This window comes from Pseudonocardia sp., from assembly GCF_029263155.1.
In the GTDB taxonomy this organism is placed as follows: domain Bacteria; phylum Actinomycetota; class Actinomycetes; order Mycobacteriales; family Pseudonocardiaceae; genus Pseudonocardia.
Genome location: NZ_JAJCYB010000074.1, coordinates 22440 through 40165, shown reverse-complemented (window position 1 = coordinate 40165; position 17726 = coordinate 22440). Strand labels below are relative to the sequence as shown.

21 protein-coding genes are annotated in these 17726 nt (G+C 73.4%); 8 read left to right on the top strand and 13 right to left on the bottom strand.

Annotated features, from left to right (window positions below; all coding sequences use genetic code 11):
* Positions 1-73: 73 nt before the first annotated feature.
* The 3 genes from Q1K26_RS14765 to Q1K26_RS14755 form a co-directional block, all read right to left on the bottom strand.
* A complete protein-coding gene (locus Q1K26_RS14765; protein WP_300012224.1) occupies positions 74-1279 on the bottom strand; it encodes an MFS transporter in 1206 nt (401 codons plus the stop codon).
* Between the two features lie 230 nt (positions 1280-1509).
* Positions 1510-2586, bottom strand: coding sequence for a folate-binding protein (locus Q1K26_RS14760; RefSeq protein WP_300012222.1), 1077 nt, complete (start codon positions 2584-2586; stop codon positions 1510-1512).
* Entirely contained in the window at positions 2583-2957 is a 375-nt protein-coding gene (locus Q1K26_RS14755) for a transcriptional repressor (protein ID WP_300012659.1), read from the bottom strand. The genes Q1K26_RS14760 and Q1K26_RS14755 overlap by 4 nt, the downstream gene beginning before the upstream one ends.
* A 241-nt stretch (positions 2958-3198) precedes the next feature.
* Between Q1K26_RS14755 and Q1K26_RS14750 the strand changes: the two genes are divergently transcribed.
* Together Q1K26_RS14750 and Q1K26_RS14745 are read left to right on the top strand one after the other, a co-directional pair.
* Positions 3199-4461 (top strand): DivIVA domain-containing protein, encoded by a 1263-nt coding sequence (locus Q1K26_RS14750; protein WP_300012220.1) that lies wholly within the window; start codon positions 3199-3201, stop codon positions 4459-4461.
* Between the two features lie 39 nt (positions 4462-4500).
* On the top strand, positions 4501-5052 hold the full coding sequence (locus Q1K26_RS14745) for a hypothetical protein (protein WP_300012218.1): 552 nt from the start codon (positions 4501-4503) through the stop codon (positions 5050-5052).
* 40 nt (positions 5053-5092) lie between these two features.
* On the opposite strand, the gene Q1K26_RS14740 is transcribed toward Q1K26_RS14745, so the two are convergent.
* The 6 genes from Q1K26_RS14740 to Q1K26_RS14715 form a co-directional block, all read right to left on the bottom strand.
* Positions 5093-5686, bottom strand: coding sequence for an FABP family protein (locus tag Q1K26_RS14740; protein WP_300012656.1), 594 nt, complete (start codon positions 5684-5686; stop codon positions 5093-5095).
* Positions 5687-5959: 273 nt separating this feature from the next.
* Positions 5960-6262 (bottom strand): DUF1416 domain-containing protein, encoded by a 303-nt coding sequence (locus Q1K26_RS14735; protein ID WP_300012217.1) that lies wholly within the window; start codon positions 6260-6262, stop codon positions 5960-5962.
* The gene (locus Q1K26_RS14730; protein ID WP_300012215.1) at positions 6262-7113 is read right to left on the bottom strand and encodes a sulfurtransferase; all 852 of its coding nucleotides are present in this window, start codon (positions 7111-7113) and stop codon (positions 6262-6264) included. The genes Q1K26_RS14735 and Q1K26_RS14730 overlap by 1 nt, the downstream gene beginning before the upstream one ends.
* A complete protein-coding gene (locus Q1K26_RS14725; protein WP_300012653.1) occupies positions 7110-7550 on the bottom strand; it encodes a DUF4395 domain-containing protein in 441 nt (146 codons plus the stop codon). Before Q1K26_RS14725 ends, Q1K26_RS14730 begins: the two co-directional genes overlap by 4 nt.
* A gap of 195 nt (positions 7551-7745) precedes the next feature.
* Positions 7746-8195 carry a thioredoxin family protein gene (locus Q1K26_RS14720; protein ID WP_300012213.1) on the bottom strand — a complete coding sequence of 150 codons (450 nt, stop codon included), beginning with the start codon at positions 8193-8195 and terminating at the stop codon, positions 7746-7748.
* Between the two features lie 87 nt (positions 8196-8282).
* The gene (locus Q1K26_RS14715) at positions 8283-9077 is read right to left on the bottom strand and encodes a DUF2993 domain-containing protein (RefSeq protein ID WP_300012211.1); all 795 of its coding nucleotides are present in this window, start codon (positions 9075-9077) and stop codon (positions 8283-8285) included.
* A gap of 213 nt (positions 9078-9290) precedes the next feature.
* On the opposite strand from Q1K26_RS14715, the gene Q1K26_RS14710 reads away from it, so the two are divergent.
* From Q1K26_RS14710 to pstB, 6 genes are all read left to right on the top strand, one after another.
* Positions 9291-10031 carry a response regulator transcription factor gene (locus Q1K26_RS14710; RefSeq protein WP_300012650.1) on the top strand — a complete coding sequence of 247 codons (741 nt, stop codon included), beginning with the start codon at positions 9291-9293 and terminating at the stop codon, positions 10029-10031.
* Between the two features lie 36 nt (positions 10032-10067).
* On the top strand, positions 10068-10955 hold the full coding sequence (gene mshD / locus Q1K26_RS14705) for a mycothiol synthase (protein WP_300012209.1): 888 nt from the start codon (positions 10068-10070) through the stop codon (positions 10953-10955).
* A 243-nt stretch (positions 10956-11198) separates the two neighbouring features.
* Entirely contained in the window at positions 11199-12314 is a 1116-nt protein-coding gene (gene pstS / locus Q1K26_RS14700; protein WP_300012207.1) for a phosphate ABC transporter substrate-binding protein PstS, read from the top strand.
* A gap of 123 nt (positions 12315-12437) precedes the next feature.
* Positions 12438-13394 carry a phosphate ABC transporter permease subunit PstC gene (gene pstC / locus Q1K26_RS14695; RefSeq protein ID WP_300012205.1) on the top strand — a complete coding sequence of 319 codons (957 nt, stop codon included), beginning with the start codon at positions 12438-12440 and terminating at the stop codon, positions 13392-13394.
* Positions 13394-14482: a phosphate ABC transporter permease PstA gene (gene pstA / locus Q1K26_RS14690; protein WP_300012202.1), complete on the top strand. Its 1089-nt coding sequence runs from the start codon at positions 13394-13396 to the stop codon at positions 14480-14482. The genes pstC and pstA overlap by 1 nt, the downstream gene beginning before the upstream one ends.
* Before the next feature lie 12 nt (positions 14483-14494).
* Positions 14495-15274: a phosphate ABC transporter ATP-binding protein PstB gene (pstB, locus tag Q1K26_RS14685; protein WP_300012199.1), complete on the top strand. Its 780-nt coding sequence runs from the start codon at positions 14495-14497 to the stop codon at positions 15272-15274.
* Positions 15275-15321: 47 nt separating this feature from the next.
* Here pstB and Q1K26_RS14680 read toward each other — a convergent pair whose 3' ends face one another.
* From Q1K26_RS14680 to Q1K26_RS14665, 4 genes are all read right to left on the bottom strand, one after another.
* Complete coding sequence (locus Q1K26_RS14680) at positions 15322-15480, bottom strand: hypothetical protein (RefSeq protein ID WP_300012196.1); 159 nt, start codon at positions 15478-15480, stop codon at positions 15322-15324.
* Positions 15481-15547: 67 nt separating this feature from the next.
* Entirely contained in the window at positions 15548-16267 is a 720-nt protein-coding gene (locus tag Q1K26_RS14675; protein ID WP_300012193.1) for an MIP/aquaporin family protein, read from the bottom strand.
* Positions 16264-16920, bottom strand: coding sequence for an arsenate reductase ArsC (locus tag Q1K26_RS14670; RefSeq protein WP_300012190.1), 657 nt, complete (start codon positions 16918-16920; stop codon positions 16264-16266). The genes Q1K26_RS14675 and Q1K26_RS14670 overlap by 4 nt, the downstream gene beginning before the upstream one ends.
* On the bottom strand, positions 16917-17603 hold the full coding sequence (locus Q1K26_RS14665) for a helix-turn-helix domain-containing protein (RefSeq protein ID WP_300012187.1): 687 nt from the start codon (positions 17601-17603) through the stop codon (positions 16917-16919). Before Q1K26_RS14665 ends, Q1K26_RS14670 begins: the two co-directional genes overlap by 4 nt.
* Between the last annotated feature and the right edge of the window lie 123 nt (positions 17604-17726).

The following is a 17726-nucleotide window of genomic DNA, read 5'->3' as shown; positions in this document are numbered from 1 at the left end:
CATTCATGTCATCAGTGTCCTGGCACCACCGTACCGTGCCGATGCCCGGACGTGCGACGTGGCATCGCCGGTGTCACGTTCGCGTGCGTGCGGGTGCGGGGGCGGCTACCCCGCCCGGCTCGGCGAGGTGGTGCAGTGCGGCGATGGCGCCCAGCGCCGCGACCGCGCCGAGGGTCAGCATGGCGGGCCACCCGAGGGCCTGGGCGACGAGCCCGCCGAGTACCGGGGTGGCCGCGGCGGCCACGTAGTTGGCCGTGTTCGACACCGCCATGGCCGTGGCGGCGCGGCCGGGCGGGGCCAGCTCGCCCGCCGCGGTGAAGACCAGCCCGTTCCAGCTGATGGCCAGCGCCGCGGCCGGGACGAGCACGGCGGCCAGCAGTACGACCGGGCCCGGTTGGACCAGCGCGGCCAGCGCGAAGCCCGCCGCCACCGCCGCGGCGACGATGCGCAGCGGACGCAGCCGGCCCGCGCGGTCGGACCACATCCCGTTGCCGAGCCGCCCGGCCGCCCCGAGGAGCTGGGTGAGTCCGAGCAGGGCGCCCGCCGCGGCCAGCGGCAGGCCGCTGCCCTCGTGGAGGATCTCCACCAGGAACACCGAACCGAGGAACTGGGGCACTACCAGCAGCAGCCCGGCCAGGCTGAGCCGCTGCAGCCTGCGGTCGGCGAGCACGTCCCGGGTGCGGCCCGTGGCCCGGACCCGCCGGGCCGGGGCCCCGGGTGGCTCCCGCACCCAGACCGCGACGGCGACGGCGGCCGCGAGGCTGGTGAGTGCGAGCGTGACGAACACCGCCGGCACGCCGCCCGTCACCGCGACGACCGGGAGGGCGAGCGCGGCCAGCGCCGCCCCCAGCGGCACCGACGTCTGCCGCACGGCCATCGCGAAGCCGCGGCTGCCGGCCGGGAACCACGTCATGACCGCACGCCCGCTCGCGGCGTTCACCGCCGCGCCGGACGCGCCCGCGAGCACGAGCAGCGCGCCCGCCGCGACGGGATCGGTCTGCAGGGCGGTGGCGCCGAGCGCGGTGGCGGCGCCGAGCAGGCCGATGGTCATGACACCGCGCTCGCCGAACCGGTCGGCCGCGGCCCCCCAGGGGATCAGCGTGGGCACCAGGCCGACGGAGATCACGCCGATCAGCACCCCGACCCCGGCCAGGTCGAGTGCGAAGTAGTCGCGCAGCGCCGGTGTGACGGCGGCGAGCCCGAGGAAGTAGGCCGCGGTGGCGCCCTGCGCGCAGGTGCCCACGGCCAGCACCACCCACCGGTACCGGGGCGCGTCCATGCTCCGACCGTACGCCCGGTTCCTGCAATGCGAGAGCATCGTCCTGCATGCTGGGACAGCACGCGGTGCGCAGGCAGGCGCAGAGAGCGCGTGGAAGCGCGCCGGCTCGCCGGCGAGCCGCGTCCTCGCACACCCTCCACGCCCTCGCACGGGCTGCGGCGTGTGCGACCGTCAGCGGGGTGTGCGACCGTCAGCGGGGTGTGCGACGGCGGGCACGTGTGGGCAGGGGATCAGCGGCGCAGGCCGCCCTGGGCTGCGCGGCCGGGGGGCGGGTCGCCGGGTTCGGGCGGCACCGAGTCGGGGTCGATGCGGGCGGGCGCCGCGCGCTCGTCCGCGCCGGCCACGAGTGCGGCGTCCACCGGGACCGACCGCTTCACCAGCGCGAGCGCGACCGGGCCGAGTTCGTGGTGCTGCACGACGGTGCCCACCCGGCCCACGGCCCGGCCGTCGCGCAGCACGGGGTCGCCGGTCCGCGGCAGGTGCTCGTCCCCGGCGTCGAGGTGCAGCAACAGCAGCTGGCGCGGTGGGCGACCGAGGTTGGCGACGCGGGCCACCGTCTCCTGCCCCCGGTAGCAGCCCTTGGTCAGGTGCACGGCCGAGCCGATCCAGCCGGCCTCGTGCGGGATGGTGCGCTCGTCGGTGTCCGTGCCCAGGCGGGGCTGCCCGGACTCCACACGCAGTGCCTCGAACGCCATCGTGCCGGCCGGGCGGGCGCCCGCGGCCGTCAGCCGGGCCCACCACGCGGCCTGTTCGGCTCGGGGGACCAGCAGGTCCGCGGCGTCGACCCCGGGCCACGGCATCCGCCGCACGGCCCCGCCGCCGTCCAGCGGGAGCGCACCGCTCGGGCGCTCGGGAACCGGCGCACCGGCCGCGGCGAGCACCGCGGCGGTGTCCGGGCCGACGACGCTGAGCACGGCGAGCTCCGCGGTGGCGTCCCGCGGCTCGACCTTGGACCAGAAGACCATTTTCGTCAGGTAGTCGAGCAGCTCGGGGAGATCGCCGGGTTCGGTGTCGAGCAGCACGGCGTCGCCGACGTGGGCCACGGCCATGTGGTGCAGCACGCGCCCGTTGAGGTCCAGGACCAGCGCCTCGGTGCCGGTGCCTGCGGGCAGCTCGCTGACGTGCTGGGTGAGCAGCAGGTGCAGCCAGCTCAGGCGGTCCTCGCCGGGCACCGCGATCACGTCGCGGTGGCTGCGGTCGACCACCGCGGCCGACCGCGCCATGGCCCGTTGCTCGGCGAACGGGTCACCGTGGTGGGCGGCCACGGCGCTGTCGCGGTCCGGGGCGTCGGTCGGGATCGGGTTCACGAGCCGGCCCTCGCGCAGTCCGCGCAGCGGCCCGACAGCGCCACGTGCGTGACGTCGAGCTCGAAGCCCGACGTGCCGCTCAGGCGCTCCGCGAGGTCGTTCATCAGGTCCGACGGCGTCTCGATCACTGTCCCGCACTCGTGACACACCAGGTGCACGTGCTGGTGCTCCTGCTCGGAGTAGCTGGGCGCCCCGTGGCCGAGGTGCGTGTGTCGCACCAGGCCGAGCTTCTCCAGCAGGTCCAGGGTGCGGTAGATCGTGGTGATGTTGACGGCGGGAGCCGCGCGCTGCACCTGGGCGCAGATCTGCTCCGGGGTGGCGTGGCCGAGGTCCCGGACGGCGTCGAGCACGAGTTGGCGCTGCGGAGTCATCCGCAGGCCCCGCTGGTGCAGTGTGTTCTTCAGGCTCTCCGGCCCGTCGACGGTCCGAGATGTGGTGTCCACACCGGCGATGGTAGGTGAGACCCGTACGGGTGGCGTCGGGTGCGGGGGCGCGCTCCGGCACCGCGCGGGTCCGCCCGGTCGGTATGCTCCAGCAGGGTGAACGGCCGGGTTCGGGCGAAACGACCCCCTTACCCTCGGCGAATGCAGGGCGACGCAGGGAGGGCAAGCGATGACGAATGACGCGGGGGTGCCCGGCGCCCCACGCTTCGACGTCGTGCTGCGCGGCTACGACCGCCGCCAGGTCGACGAGCACGTCGATCGGCTCCAGCGGGTGCTCGTGCGGATGCGGGGCGACCTGGAGATCGTGCGCAGCCAGCCGGTTCCCGTGGTCGCGCCGAACCGCCAGCCGGACCCGAACCGGCCCCGGCCCACGCCGCGGCCGCGTCCCGACGGCGGACCCGACACGATCGGCAACTTCACCGACCGCATGCAGTCGATCCTCGCGGAGGCCGAGGCGGAGGCGGCGGAGATCCGGCGCAACGCCCACGCCGCGGCCCGTGCCGAGGCCGAGGGCGTGCGCAGCCAGGTGGCGGACCTCATCCGGCAGCGCGATGCCGTCCTCGGCGAGCTCACCCGGATGCGCTCCCAGCTGGAGGGCCTGCTCGCCGCCCCCACCACGCAGATGCAGGCTCGCACCCCGCAGGTGCCTCGGCCGGGCCCGCAGGGACCCGACCAGTTCCGCGGCCCGCAGCCGCCGCCCCCGTACGCGCCCCCGCCCCCGCAGGCGGGGACGCCACCGAAGGGGCCGTCGCCGCAGCCCGCGCCGGCGGCGGCCGCACCGCCTGCGCCTTCGGGCGACCCCGCGCGCACCGGGTCACCCGCTCCCACGGCGGCGAGGCCCACGATGGCGAAGCCTGCGATGGAGAAGCCCGGGACGCCGAAGCCGCCGGTGGTGTCCCCGACGCCGAAGCCGCACGCGGCGTCCGCGCCCGCCGCCCCCGCCCGTACGGAGCGGGTGGCGGGCAAGGCCGCGCACCGGTTGCCCTCCGGTGCCTATCCAGCGGTGGCGGAGTCCGACTCGTCGCTGCGGCCCCGCACGGAGCCCCAGATCGAGCCGGCCGACCTGTTCCGGCCGAAGTCCGACGGCAGGCAGACCGAAGCGCGCGCTGCCGAGTCGGACGCCCCGAAGCCTGCGGCGGAGCAGGACGGGTCGGCGGCGGACCGCACCGCCGTGGTGCCGTCGGTGCGTCCCACCGGGGGAGACGGGGCGCAGCCCCCGAAGGCCGGAGGGGCCGAGGCCACCACGGTGGTCGGTGCCGTCCGGCCCCGCGACACCTCCTCACCGTCGCCGTCACCGGGGCAGGCGACCCGTCCCGACGGGGACGGTTCGACGACGGGCGGTCCGAAGGACACCGAGGGCGCCATGGAGAAGGGCACGGCGGCCAACGGGTCGGCCCGGTCGGGGTCGCCGTCACGCTCCGCAGGGTCCTGACTGCACGTAGTCACCACCGGGGGCGTACGGTGCGCACTCATGCAGCCGGCCCTGACGCCTGACGTCCTGCTCGCGATCGCCGCCGGGGTGGCGGTGCTGGTCGTGGTCGCGATCGTGGTGCTCACGGTGAGACGGCGGCGGCGGCGTGCGCTCGCCGCGGAACCGGCCCGTGCGGCTGCGTCGCCGGATCCGGCGCGGGGCGAGGGCACCCCGACCTGGCGGGAACCCGCGGCCGTCGAGCGGGCCGGATCGGGACGCACGGTCGCGGCCGCCGTGGCCCAGGCGCTCGCCGCCCGCGAGGCCAGGGCGGACGCGACGGCGCACCCCGGTGGTCGGGGCGACGCGCGGGACCGGCTGCTGGCCGTCCTCCTCGACGATCCGGTGCGCGCCGTCGGTGCCACGGTCGAGTTGGAGTCCTGCCGCCGGCAGCTCGACCGGCTGACCGGCGCGGTGCAGCACGAGCGGGCGACCCTGCGCGCCGTGCTGGCCCGGCTCTCTGCGGCCGGGCTCGCCCCCGACCAGCTCGCGCGGCTGTCCGGCCTGCCCGACGACGAGCTCGCCACCCTGCTGCGCGAGTCCGCGACGGTCTAGTGCTGGTCTAGTGCCGGACCTTTCGACGCGGCACCAGCGCCTATCCGGCGACGCGGCTCAGCCGGGCCGACAGGTGCGGCTGCAGCGGCTGGCCCATCATGGCGCGCTCGTCGACGTAGGCGAGGTCGCCGCCCTCCACGAGCCCGTAGAGGCGGTGCGAGGCCTGCACGTCCTGGGCGGTGGCGGTGCGGACCACCGCGTCGGTCCTGATCTCCCACGAGCGTAGGTCCAGCGCACGGCCGTAGAACAGCTCGGCGATGCCGGTGGCGTGCGTGATCAGCACCTCCAGCTCACCACCGTCCTGCGGGCGCCAGAACCCCGTCTCGCGCGCGGCGGGGCGGATGACCTTGCCGTCCTCGTCGAGCAGCCAGGCCCGGGCCTCGTAGCTCAGGAACGGGCGCCCGTCGTGGGCGAACACGAGCTGCTGGCCGTAGGAGTAGGGGCCCTCGATCGTCGGGTAGACGACCTCGCCCGTGCCGCGCCACACGCCGATCAGCGGCAGCAGGCCCAGGCACTGCTGGTGCAGGTCCGGTCCCTCGCGCAGGTTCGCGGTGTCGTCGGGAACCGGCAGGTCGTCGAACCGGGGCCGGTTGCGTCGCGGCGAGTCGGGCGCGGCGTTGGCCGGGCCGGTGATGGTGCCGGGCAGCTCGGGATCGGGGCCGCTCACGACGCGGCGTCCGCGGGCGGTTCGGTGGTGAACAGACGGCGGACCAGGTAGCCGGTGTAGGCCACGGTGCCCGCGCTGGCCGCGATCAGCAGGCCGGTGAAGAACCAGTGCACGGGAACCACCGTAGTCCGGCCCGGGCGGCCTGCACGGCCCGCCGCGCCCGTCCCGCATTGCAGCATGGCCACCTTCACGCAACGAGACTGCGTGAAGGTGGCCATGCTGCAACCAACCTGGGCCGGGTCAGCCGACCGCGATCTCCGTCCGGTGCAGGCCGGGGGCGTCGGCCCGCAGCTCCGACTGGCCGTTCCCCGAGCGGCTCAGTGCCCGGACCGTCCAGGTGCCCGGCGCGGCGAAGAAGCGGAAGTCGCCGTCCGCCGATGCCACGACCTCGGCCGTGAACTCGCCGGTGCCGTCGAGCAGCCGCACGTACGCGCCCGCGACCGGCTCGCCACCGGCGAGGACCCGCCCGGCCAGCACGGTCTCCGTGCTGAGGTCGGTGCCCGCCGGCAGTGTCGCCGACTGGTCAGGCGCGCCGCACCCCATCAGGCACCGGCCTTCGCGCCGGCGCCGAGCTCGATCGGCACGCCGATGAGCGAGCCGTACTCGGTCCAGCTGCCGTCGTAGTTCTTGACGTCGCCGTGGCCCAGCAGCTCGTGCAGCACGACCCAGGTGTGGGAGCTGCGCTCGCCGATGCGGCAGTAGGCGATGGTCGGGTTCGCGCCGTCGAAGCCCTCGTCGCCGTAGAGCTTCGCCAGCTCCTCGTTCGAGCGGAACGTGCCGTCCTCGTTGGCCGCCTTGCTCCACGGGATGTTGATCGCGGTCGGGATGTGGCCGGCCCGCTGGGACTGCTCCTGCGGCAGGTGGGCCGGTGCCTTGATCTTGCCGGAGAACTCGTCGGGCGAGCGGACGTCGACGAGGTTCTTCGTGCCGATGGCCGCCACCACCTCGTCGCGGAACGCGCGGATCGAGGTGTCGGCGGGCTTCGCCGTGTAGGTGGTGGCCGGGCGGGTGGTCTCGTCGGTGGTCAGCGGGCGACCGTCGAGCTCCCACTTCTTGCGCCCGCCGTCGAGCAGCTTGACCTGCGCGTGGCCGTAGAGCGTGAACTGCCAGTACGCGTAGGCGGCGAACCAGTTGTTGTTGCCGCCGTAGAGCACCACGGTGTCGTCGTTGCTCACGCCCTTGGCGGACAGCAGGGCCGCGAACTGGTCGGCGTCGACGATGTCGCGGCGCACCTGGTCCTGCAGCTCGGTGGTCCAGTTGACGCGGACGGCGCCGGACAGGTGGCCGCCGTCGTAGGCGGTGGTGTCCTCGTCGACCTCGAGGAACACGATGCCCTCGGTGCCGAGGTTCTTCTCGGCCCAGTCGGCGGTGACGAGGACGTCCTCGCGGCTCATGCTGTTGCTCCCAGCTTCTTGTTGCGGATTCTTGCGATGACGGCGTACATCTCGCAGCCCAGGCAGAGGCCGAAGGCCGCGTTGAGGAAGGCCGCGGCCAGCGCGAGCGCCGTGGCGACGACGCCCAGGACGGTGAGCCCGGTCAGGTATCCGGCGACCCCGACGACGGCGAAGGCGAGCCCCACGAGCTGGGAGAACCGCACGGGTGCGGCGTCCTCCCGCTCGGTGGGCGGCGCGAGCCGTGGGGCGAGCAGGATGCGGTAGAGCACCGAGTAGGGCGCGAATCGCGACCCGGCGAAGGCGCCGAGCGCGAACACGACGGCCTGCGCGCCGAGCAGCCAATCGCTGCCGGTGAGCAGGACGACGGCCAGCACCGCGGTGGTGAGGGCCGCGGCGAAGCGGACTCCGCGGGGGTCGACAGGGGGATCGGACCGCACGGATGCGGACATGGACATGCTCCTGAGAGAGGGGGGTGGAAGGGGGCTCGGCTCAGGAGGTGCGACACAGGCAGCTGCCGACGCGGCACAGGTCCACTGCGCGGCGACGGGTCAGCGGCCAGAACACGGTGCGAGCGTAGCCGAGGATCCCGCTTTCCGGGAGCAGGCTCCCGCCCAGCGGGTCACCCGGGGTCATCAGGCGGTCAGCGCCGGTGTCAGCGCGGCTTCCAGATCGGCCACCCTCGGCACCCCGGACACCCGCAGCAGCTCCGTTCCGGCGCGGTCGAAGGCGACGACAGTGGGGGTGCGCAACACGTCGAGCGCGCGGGCGACGTCCGGGCGCTCGGCCACGTCGACCTCCCGGTGGACGATCTCGGGGCGGCGCGCGTGCAGCCCGTCGAGCAGGTCGGCGGTGCGCCGGCACGGCGTGCAGACCGGGGAGGACAGTTGCAGCAGCAGCACCCGCTCGGCCGGACCGGGGGCGCGCCCGGCGAGCGCCCAGCCGCCGGTGGCCCGGCCTCGGCCCGTCCCCGCGCGCGGTGGGCGGCCAGGTCGCACCCGCCCGTCGCGGGCCCGCAGCACGAGCCCGGCACCGGTTGCGAGCACGAGCACACCGACCAGCGCGGTAGCTCCGACCAGATCCATGAACCGGTCAACCCGCTCCGGCCCCCGGGTGTTCCGACGAGCGGGACTCCCGTCGCACAGGTTCGTACGGAAGTCCCACTCGTCCGGTCAGCCGGTGCCGCCCGCGCCCGCCCCCAGCACCCGGTCGGTGGTGCTGCCGCTGATCTCCAGCAGGCCGTCGCGCGCGCGCAGGCTGGTCGGGGTCACCTGCAGCGGGAGGCTGCCGGGGTCGACGGAGACGGTGAACTGCGCGCGCAGCGGCTCCTGGACCACCTCGGGCAGCGCCGGCGCGTCCGGGCCGCCGATCCGGATGTCGCGGGGCACGATGCGTACGGTCCCGCCGTCCACCAGCTCCAACCCGACGATCACCGCGACCTCGGTCTCCTGGCCGAGCACCGTCGTGACGCCGACGAGCCGGGCGACGGTGTCCGGGTCGACATCGGCGAGGGAGGCGTCCGCGCCGTCCGCCACGGCCTGGTCCAGCGTCTCGGAGTCGAGCGTCTCGATCCGCAGGTCGTCCACCGAGCCGCCCAGCAGCCGTTCGATGTCGGCGGCGCCGATCCGTGCGGTGCCCTCGGCCGTGCCGACCCGCAACGACGTCGGCCCGGACCCGAGCACCTCCGACAGCGGCGCCTCGACGTCGCGCAGCTGCGCGGAGACCTCGACCTCCTGCAGGTCGCCGACCTGCAGCCGGCGCGCGACGACGTCGATGCTGGAGTACGTGCCGGCCGCGGCCTGGGTGAGGAACGGGAACCCGTTGATGCGGACGTCGGGATCGTCGGGGAGGGCGAGCTGCTCACGCATCTGCCGGGACACCGCCGACTCGGCGAGCGCGGCGGCCCCGAAGTCGGCGGCCACGAGCAGTCCGGCGAGCACGAGCAGCCCGATGATCAGGCGCTTCATCCGACCTCCGAGGGCGTCCGACGGGGAGCCCTGACCGTAGAGCGGGGCCGCATCGGGAGCCGATGCGGGTGGTGACCTGGGCCGCGCCGCTCGTGGACCGGCGCGACTCGGGGTAACCTTGCCCGATCCGCGTGCAGGTTCCGGCCAGGTCACGCGGGTGTGAACGGTGCGTCAGCGTCGCCCGCCGTGTCCGGACTCCCTGAGGAGGACCACGTGGAGCTGCTGCTGCTGACGGCCGACCCCGACGCCGGCTCGGTCCTGCCCGCGCTGGCGCTGCTTCCGCACGGCGTGCGCACCGCGGCGCCCGAGGTCGCCGCCCTGCTCGACGCGGGGCCGCACGACGCGGTGCTCGTCGACGCACGCACCGATCTCGTCGCCGCGCGCAGCCTGTGCCGCCTGCTCGGCAGCACCGGCACCGACGTCCCCGTCGTCGCCGTGCTCACCGAGGGCGGGCTGGTGGCCGTCTCGGGGGAGTGGGTCGTCGACGAGATCCTGCTGCCCACCACCGGGCCCGCCGAGGTGGACGCCCGGCTGCGGCTGCTCAAGGCCCGCCCCGGAAACGACAGCAGTGCGGGCGGCGGCGCGCTGGTGCTCGGCGAGCTGGTGATCGACGAGGCCACCTACGCCGCCCGGCTGCGCGGCCGGCTCCTCGAGCTGACCTACAAGGAGTTCGAGCTGCTCAAGTACCTCGCGCAGCATGCGGGCCGGGTGTTCACCCGCGCGCAGCTGCTGCAGGAGGTGTGGGGCTACGACTTCTTCGGTGGCACCCGCACCGTCGACGTCCACGTGCGCCGGTTGCGCGCCAAGCTCGGCACCGAGCACGAGCAGATGATCGGCACCGTCCGCAACGTGGGCTACAAGTTCGTGCGGCCCGGCCGCAACGCGCTCGGCCCGACCACGCTCGTCGAGACCGACGACGAGGAGTCCGACGAACGGGCCTACGGCCGCGCGTAGCGGGGGCCCGGGTGGCAGAGGTCTAGCCTGGACTGCGTGATCGAACTGCAGTGGCGGGCCGGACTCGACGACGCCGGGAGCGCCGAGGTCCGGGCCCTCGCCTCGGCCGCGGCCGCCGTGGACGGCAGCGCGCCGCTGTCCGACGAGGTGCTGCTGGCACTGCGCGGCGACGACGTGTCGCACCTGCTCGCCCGCGACGGCGGCGCGCTCGTCGGGTTCGCCCACCTCGACCCGGCCGGCGGCGGCGAGCTGGTCGTGCACCCCGACCACCGCCGGGCCGGGCTGGGCACCCGGTTGGTGGGCGAGCTGCTGGACCGCGCGGGCGCCGGGCCCGTGCGGGTGTGGGCCCACGGCGAGCACCCGGGTGCGGTGGCGATCGCCGAGCGACTGGGCCTGCACCGCGCCCGCACGCTGTGGCAGATGCACCTCGAGCTGCCCGACGCCCCCGCGGCCCGTCCGCTCCCGCCCGGTGTCACGCTGCGCCCGTTCGTCGTGGGCGTGGACGAGGCGGAGTTCCTGCGCGTCAACAACGCCGCGTTCGACTGGCACCCGGAGCAGGGCGGCTGGGGGGTCGAGCAGGTGCGGGCGCGGGAGGCCGAGCCGTGGTTCGATGCCGAGGGCTTCCTGCTCGCCGTCGACGACACCGGCCGCCTGCTCGGCTACCACTGGACGAAGGTCCACACCGAGCCCGAGCGGATCGGCGAGGTGTACGTACTCGGCGTCGACCCGGCCGCGCACGGTACCGGCCTGGGCGCGGTGCTGACCGTCGCGGGGCTGCGCCACCTGCACGAACGCGGCCTGCGCCAGGTGCTGCTCTACGTCGAGTCGGACAACGAGCCCGCGGTCCGGGTCTACCGCAAGCTCGGCTTCACCCTGCGCCACAGCGACGTCCTGTTCTCCAGGACTGGTCCGAACGTGAGCTGAGAGCCACGCTCCGTTCACCCGCGCGCCATCCCTGAAGCGAGGGCGCGATCATGAAACCCGCAGGTCACGGTGAGGTCACGACTCTCAACTTTCGGGTGGTCTACCTCACGACCGGTGATGTGTTCATTCCCCGTTTACCTGATCGGGGGAGTGCGTCCACCGTCGATACCTAGCGTCTCGTCGCGAGCGGCCACCCCGAGCCGCATCGACCCCTTCCGGGAACTGACGAGAAGAGGACCTCACGTGAAGACCCTGCGGCACAGCGCACGTGCCCGAATCGCCGCGGTGGGCCTCGCCACCAGCGGTGCTCTGCTGCTCGCCGGCTGCGGCGCGGCCAACGAGACCGCTGCCCCCGCCGGCGGCGACGGCGACACCGAGCTGTCCGGCTCGATCGCCGGCGCGGGCGCGAGCTCGCAGGCCGCCGCCATGCAGGCCTGGGTGGCCGGGTTCAACTCGACCAACCCCGGCGTGCAGGTCAACTACGACCCGATCGGCTCCGGTGGCGGACGCGAGCAGTTCACCGCCGGCGGCACCGACTTCGGCGGTAGCGACGCCTACCTCGACGAGGAGGAGCTGCCGGCCGCGCTCGAGCGTTGCGGCGGCAACGTCCTCGAGCTTCCCGCGTACATCTCGCCGATCGCGGTGGCGTTCAACCTCGAGGGCGTCGACACCCTCAACCTGCAGCCGCAGACCATCGCGGCCATCTTCACCCAGCAGATCACCAACTGGAACGACCCGGCGATCGCGGCCGACAACGCGGGCGCCACCCTGCCCGACCTGCCGATCACGGTCGTGCACCGCTCCGACGAGTCGGGCACCACCGAGAACTTCCAGGACTACCTGGCCGCGGTCGCGCCCGACACCTGGACCTTCGAGGTCAGCGGTGACTGGCCGGCCGAGATCCAGGGCGAGGCCGCGCCGCAGACCGCGGGCGTGGTGCAGGCCATCGGCGCCGGCAACGGCACGATCGGCTACGCCGACGCCAGCCAGGTCGGTGACCTGGGTACGGTCGCGGTGGGTGTCGGCGGCGAGTTCGTCGAGTACTCCCCCGAGGCGGCGGCCGAGGTCGTGTCCGCGTCCCCGCGGGTGGAGGGTCGTCCCGATGGCAGCTTCGCCATCGACATCGACTACGCCAACGCACCGGCCGGCACGTACCCGGTCGTGCTGGTGTCCTACGAGCTGGCCTGTGGCACCTACTCCGACCAGCAGACGGCCGATCTGGTGAAGGCGTTCTTCTCCTACGTCGTCTCCGAGGAGGGCCAGCAGGCCGCGGCGGACAACGCCGGTTCCGCGCCGATCTCCGACGAGCAGCGCGAGCAGTTCCAGGCCGCGATCGACTCGATCTCGGCCGGCGCCTGAGTGTGAGAGTTCACTAGCCACGTGGCCCGGGCGACCGTCACCATGGTGTGACGGTTTCCCGGGCCGGTCCGTGACCGGCGCGACGTCGCGCCATTTTCGACCCCATCCCTCGGAAGGGACGACGTGAGCACCACCATCGAGCCGAAGACGCCCACTCCGGCCACCGCGTCGCCGGCCCGGCGTCCCGGAGACCAGATCTTCGCCGGGCTGGCCACCGGCGCGGGGGTCCTGATCCTTCTCGTGCTCGCCGGCGTCGCGGCCTTCCTGCTGGTCGAGGGCGCACCGGCGATCTTCGCCTCCCCGGAGGAGGTGGGCAACGAGCGGGCGTTCATCGGGTTCGTCTGGCCGCTGCTGTTCGGCACCCTGCTGTCCGCGACGATCGCCCTGATCGTGGCGACACCGTTCGCCGTCGCCGTCGCGCTGTTCATCAGCCACTACGCGCCGCCGCGCTTCGCCCGGGTCCTCGGATACCTGATGGACCTGCTCGCCGCCATCCCGAGCCTCGTCTACGGGCTGTGGGGCGTGACGGTGCTCGCGCCGGCCACGGTGCCCTCGGCGCAGTGGCTCGCCGACAACCTCGGCTGGATCCCGCTGTTCGCCGGGCCGGCCTCGACCACCGGCCGGACGATGCTCGTCGCGGGTCTGGTGCTGGCGGTGATGATCCTGCCGATCATCAGCGCCGTGTCCCGCGAGGTGTTCCTGCAGACCCCGCGCCTGCACGAGGAGGCCGCCCTCGCCCTCGGCGCGACCCGCTGGGAGATGATCAAGATGGCGGTGCTGCCGTTCGGGCGGTCCGGGATCATCAGTGGCGCGATGCTCGGGCTGGGCCGGGCGCTGGGCGAGACCATCGCCGTGGCGCTGATCATCTCCGGGCTCGGCATCGTCACCTTCAACATCATCGGCAACCAGAACGCCCTGACCATCGCGGCGAACATCGCACTGGACTTCCCCGAGTCGAGCGGGCTCGCGGTCAACGCGCTCATCGCGACGGGCCTGGTGCTGTTCGTGGTGACGTTCCTGGTCAACGCGTTCGCGCGCTACATCATCAACCGGCGCAGCGAGTTCTCGGGAGCGAACTGATGAGCACCTCGACGACCAGGACCACGGGGTCGCAGTCGACGCAGCCGGAGGCGCCGGTCCGGTCGCCCGGCGGTGCGGGAAAGCTCCCGCCCCGCGCGCCGTGGATCGTGTTCGGCGTCGTGGTCGCCGTCGCGCTCGTGCTGCGCCTGTCGTTCGGCACCAACCTGGCGCTGCTCGTCGTCGGCGTGGCCGTCGGGAACGTCGCGCTGCTCTACGGGTGGGCGCGGGCGGTGGAGGGCCCGCGCAAGGCCACCGACCGCCTGGTGACGGCCATCGTCGGAAGTGCCTTCGTGATCGCGATGGTGCCGCTGGTGTCGTTGCTGTTCACCGTCGTCACGCTGGGCACGAACCGGTTCGACGTCGAGTTCTTCACCAACTCGATGCTCGGCGTGATCGGGGAGGGCGGCGGCGCCTACCACGCGATCATGGGGACGCTCATCGTCACGGGGTTGGCCGCGGTCATCTCGGTACCGATCGGCGTCATGACCGCCGTCTACCTCGTCGAGTACGGCCGCGGCCGGCTCGCCCGGGCGATCACCTTCTTCGTCGACGTCATGACCGGCATCCCGTCGATCGTCGCGGGGCTGTTCGCCGTGGCGCTGTTCACCCTGTTCTTCGGCCCCGGCGTGCGACTCGGGATCATGGGCGCGGTCGCGCTGAGCGTGTTGATGATCCCGGTCGTCGTCCGCTCGGTGGAGGAGATGCTCAAGATCGTGCCGAACGAGCTGCGTGAGGCGTCCTACGCGCTCGGTGTCTCCCGGTGGCGCACGATCGTCCGGGTGGTTCTGCGGACATCCGTGGCGGGCATCGCGACCGGCATCACGCTGGCGATCGCCCGGGTCATCGGGGAGACCGCGCCCCTGCTGATCACCCTGGGCGCCACGACCGGCGTGAACCTGAACCCCTTCGACGGGCGGATGGCCTCGCTGCCGGTGTTCTCCTACTACTCCTACACCCAACCCGGCGTTCCGCCACAGCCCGGGCTCGACCGGGCGTGGGCCGCAGCCTTCGTGCTGATGCTCATCGTGATGGTGCTCAGCCTCGTCGCCCGGCTGATCTCCCGCCTGTTCTCGCCCAAGACCCGATAAGGACTCGCCGACGTGGCCAAGAGCATCGAGGTCCGCGACCTCAACATCTACTACGGATCCTTCCTGGCGGTCGAAGGTGTCACCATGTCGATCCGACCGGCGCAGGTCACCGCGCTGATCGGGCCGTCGGGGTGCGGCAAGTCGACCTTCCTGCGTTCCATCAACCGCATGCACGAGGTGATCCCCGGCGCGTACGTGAAGGGGTCCCTCGAACTCGACGGAACCGACCTCTACGCGGCGGGCTCCGATCCGGTGACCGTCCGACGCCAGGTCGGCATGGTGTTCCAGCGGCCCAACCCGTTCCCCACGATGTCGATCTACGACAACGTGATCGCCGGGCAGAAGCTCAACAACAAGAAGGCCAGCAAGTCGGTCACCGACCAGCTGGTCGAGCAGTCCCTGCGCGGCGCGAACCTGTGGAACGAGGTCAAGGACCGGCTCGACCGGCCGGGTGCGGGCCTGTCCGGCGGGCAGCAGCAGCGGCTGTGCATCGCCCGGGCCATCGCCGTGCAGCCCGACGTGCTGCTCATGGACGAGCCGTGCTCCGCGCTCGACCCGATCTCGACCCTCGCCATCGAGGACCTGATCAACGAGCTCAAGCAGGACTACACGATCGTCATCGTCACCCACAACATGCAGCAGGCCGCCCGCGTGAGCGACTACACCGGCTTCTTCAACATCGAGGGCACCGGCAAGCCCGGCAAGCTCGTGGAGATGGACGAGACCAAGACCATCTTCTCGCAGCCCAAGGAGAAGGCCACCGAGGACTACGTCTCCGGTCGTTTCGGCTGATCCGGCGGACACGACAGGGCCCGGGAGCACGTGCTCCCGGGCCCTCGTCATGCCAGTCGCCGAGCGAGTTCGGCCACCCGCGCCGCGATGTCGTCGCGGACCAGGCGCATCCGCTCGATGCCCTCGATCCCCCGCTCGGACGGCTCGTCGGTGTCCCAGTTCTCGACGTGGTCGCCGTCGACGTGCGCCTCGCGGCCCAGCGTCACGACGACGTCGGCCCCGCAGCCATCTGCGACTTGCCGCCGTTGCGGACGCACACGAACAGCACCCGCGTCACGCCGACTCCCGCTCCACGACGACCGCGCCGGCCGCGCGCTCGACCGCGGGGTACAGCACCACCGTGAGACCCACGCCGATCGCCGCTCCCACCAGCTGGGCCAGCAGGAACGCCGGGACCGACGCCGGTGCGATCCCGGCGAAGGTGTCGCTGAACATCCGGGAGACCGTGACCGCCGGGTTGGCGAACGACGTCGAGGACGTGAACCAGTAGGCCGCGCCGATCCAGCTCGCCACCGCCACCGCCGACAGCGACGCCCGGCCGGTGCGCGCCAGCGCCAGGATCACCATGACCAGCCCGGCGGTGGCGACGACCTCGCCGACCCACAGCCCGGGCGAGCTGCGGTCGGTGACCGCGAGCTGCCCGGCGGGCAGCTCGAACATCACGTTCGCCAGCACGGCACCGGCGATGCCGCCGGCGATCTGGGCCGTGACGTAGGCCCCCAGCTCGGGCGCGCTGAGCCCGGTCCGGCCCCGGCGGCCCAGCCACCAGTCGACGGCGGACACGGCCGGGTTGAAGTGCGCACCCGAGACCGGGCCGAACATCAGGATCAGCACGCCGAGCCCGAACACGGTGGTGATCGAGTTCTGCAGCAGCTGCAGGCCGGTGTCGTCGGGCGAGAGCTGCTGGGCCGCGATCCCGGAGCCGATCACGACCGCGACGAGCAGTCCCGTGCCCAGGAACTCCGCCAGCAGGCGGCGGGGCAGGGGGATCACTGCGCCGTCACACCGAGCTCGTCGAGCAGCACGCGCACCCGCCGCTCGATCTCGTCGCGGATCGGCCGCACGCTCGCCACGTCCATCCCGTTGGGGTCCTCGAGCACCCACTCCTCGTAGCGGCGGCCCGGGAACACCGGGCAGGCGTCGCCGCAGCCCATCGTGATGACGGCGTCGGCGGCACGCACGATCTCGTCGGTCCACGGCTTCGGGTACTCGCCGGAGATGTCGATGCCGACCTCCGCCATCGCCTCGACCGCGGCCGCGTTGACCCGGCTCCCCGGCTCCGAACCGCCCGACCAGGCCACCGCCCGGTCGCCCGCCAGGTGGGTGAAGAAGCCCATCGCCATCTGGGAGCGGCCGGCGTTGTGGGTGCACAGGAACAGGACCGTCGGGGTGCCGGTGCCGGCCTTGCCCTCGACCATGGCCAGCGCCTGCAGGCGCTGCTTCGCGAACCGTTCGGCGAGCAGCGGGAGGTAGTTGAGCACCACGGCCCGCCCCGCGAACTCGTCGTAGGACGCGTGCAGGAACCGCTCGATGGTCTCGACGCCGAACATGTCCGAGAACGCTCGCTGGAGGCTCACGGACGCGGTCTTCAGGGCGAGGACCTGGTCGATGCTCAGGTCGGGTCGGCGCTGGAATCCGGTGGTCATGCTGACCTCTCTGCGGTCGGGTGCACGGTGGGCGCGAGGCGGGAGATCCGCCCGGCGAGATCGGTGACGGCGGCGTCGAACGCGGGGACGTCGCCGTCGCGGGCGGGGTCGGCGACCGACCAGTGCGCCGTGCCGGGCGCCGCGCCGAGCTCCTCGTGCGCCTGGTCGCAGACGGTGATCACGAGGTCGTCGGGACGCAGCACGTCGGCGGCGCGACGGGGTGCGGTCGGGGTCAGCGCGACGCCGTGCCGCCGGGCCGCGGCCAGCGCCCCGGGGTGCACCCGCGGGGCGGGGCGGGTGCCCGCCGAGGTGGCGGGCACCGGGCTGCCGGCGTTCCACATCGCGGCGGCGAGCTGGGAGCGCGCGGAGTTCTGCGTGCAGACGAAGACCACGCGCGGGGCGCTGCGGCCGACGGTGGCCACGAGCGCGTCGAGGGCGCCGGGCGTGAGGCCGAGGTAGGTGCGCCGCCGGTCGCCCTCGGAGCGCGTGCGGCGCACGATCCCGGCCCGGACGAGTACCTGCACGTGGTGTGCGAGCAGGTTGGACGGCATCGCGAGCAGGGACTGCAGCTCGACCGGGGACGCCTCGCCGAACGCCAGCGCGTCGACCACGGCGAGCCGCGACGGGTCGCCGAGTGCGTGGTGCATCGCGGCACGGTGCGCGAGGTCTTCGTCATCGTTCATTGAGTCAATAGTTGCTGAGCTATGTGTGGTCGTCAAGGTCGTGTCGTGCCGGGGGCCGCGGCTGAGCCCGTCGTCGCGTCTGCCGAGCTCGGCTGCCGCACATCGGACCGTGCGCGCCCGCGC

Bases quoted from the DNA above. Each gene is read 5' to 3' on its own strand.
- Q1K26_RS14765 (WP_300012224.1), bottom strand. From the start codon at position 1,279: ATGGACGCGCCCCGGTACCGGTGGGTGGTGCTGGCCGTGGGCACCTGC.
- Q1K26_RS14755 (WP_300012659.1), bottom strand. From the start codon at position 2,957: ATGACTCCGCAGCGCCAACTCGTGCTCGACGCCGTCCGGGACCTCGGC.
- Q1K26_RS14750 (WP_300012220.1), top strand. From the start codon at position 3,199: ATGACGAATGACGCGGGGGTGCCCGGCGCCCCACGCTTCGACGTCGTG.
- Q1K26_RS14745 (WP_300012218.1), top strand. From the start codon at position 4,501: ATGCAGCCGGCCCTGACGCCTGACGTCCTGCTCGCGATCGCCGCCGGG.
- Q1K26_RS14735 (WP_300012217.1), bottom strand. From the start codon at position 6,262: ATGGGGTGCGGCGCGCCTGACCAGTCGGCGACACTGCCGGCGGGCACC.
- Q1K26_RS14730 (WP_300012215.1), bottom strand. From the start codon at position 7,113: ATGAGCCGCGAGGACGTCCTCGTCACCGCCGACTGGGCCGAGAAGAAC.
- Q1K26_RS14720 (WP_300012213.1), bottom strand. From the start codon at position 8,195: ATGGATCTGGTCGGAGCTACCGCGCTGGTCGGTGTGCTCGTGCTCGCA.
- Q1K26_RS14715 (WP_300012211.1), bottom strand. From the start codon at position 9,077: ATGAAGCGCCTGATCATCGGGCTGCTCGTGCTCGCCGGACTGCTCGTG.
- pstA (WP_300012202.1), top strand. From the start codon at position 13,394: ATGAGCACCTCGACGACCAGGACCACGGGGTCGCAGTCGACGCAGCCG.
- Q1K26_RS14670 (WP_300012190.1), bottom strand. From the start codon at position 16,920: ATGACCACCGGATTCCAGCGCCGACCCGACCTGAGCATCGACCAGGTC.
- Q1K26_RS14665 (WP_300012187.1), bottom strand. From the start codon at position 17,603: ATGAACGATGACGAAGACCTCGCGCACCGTGCCGCGATGCACCACGCA.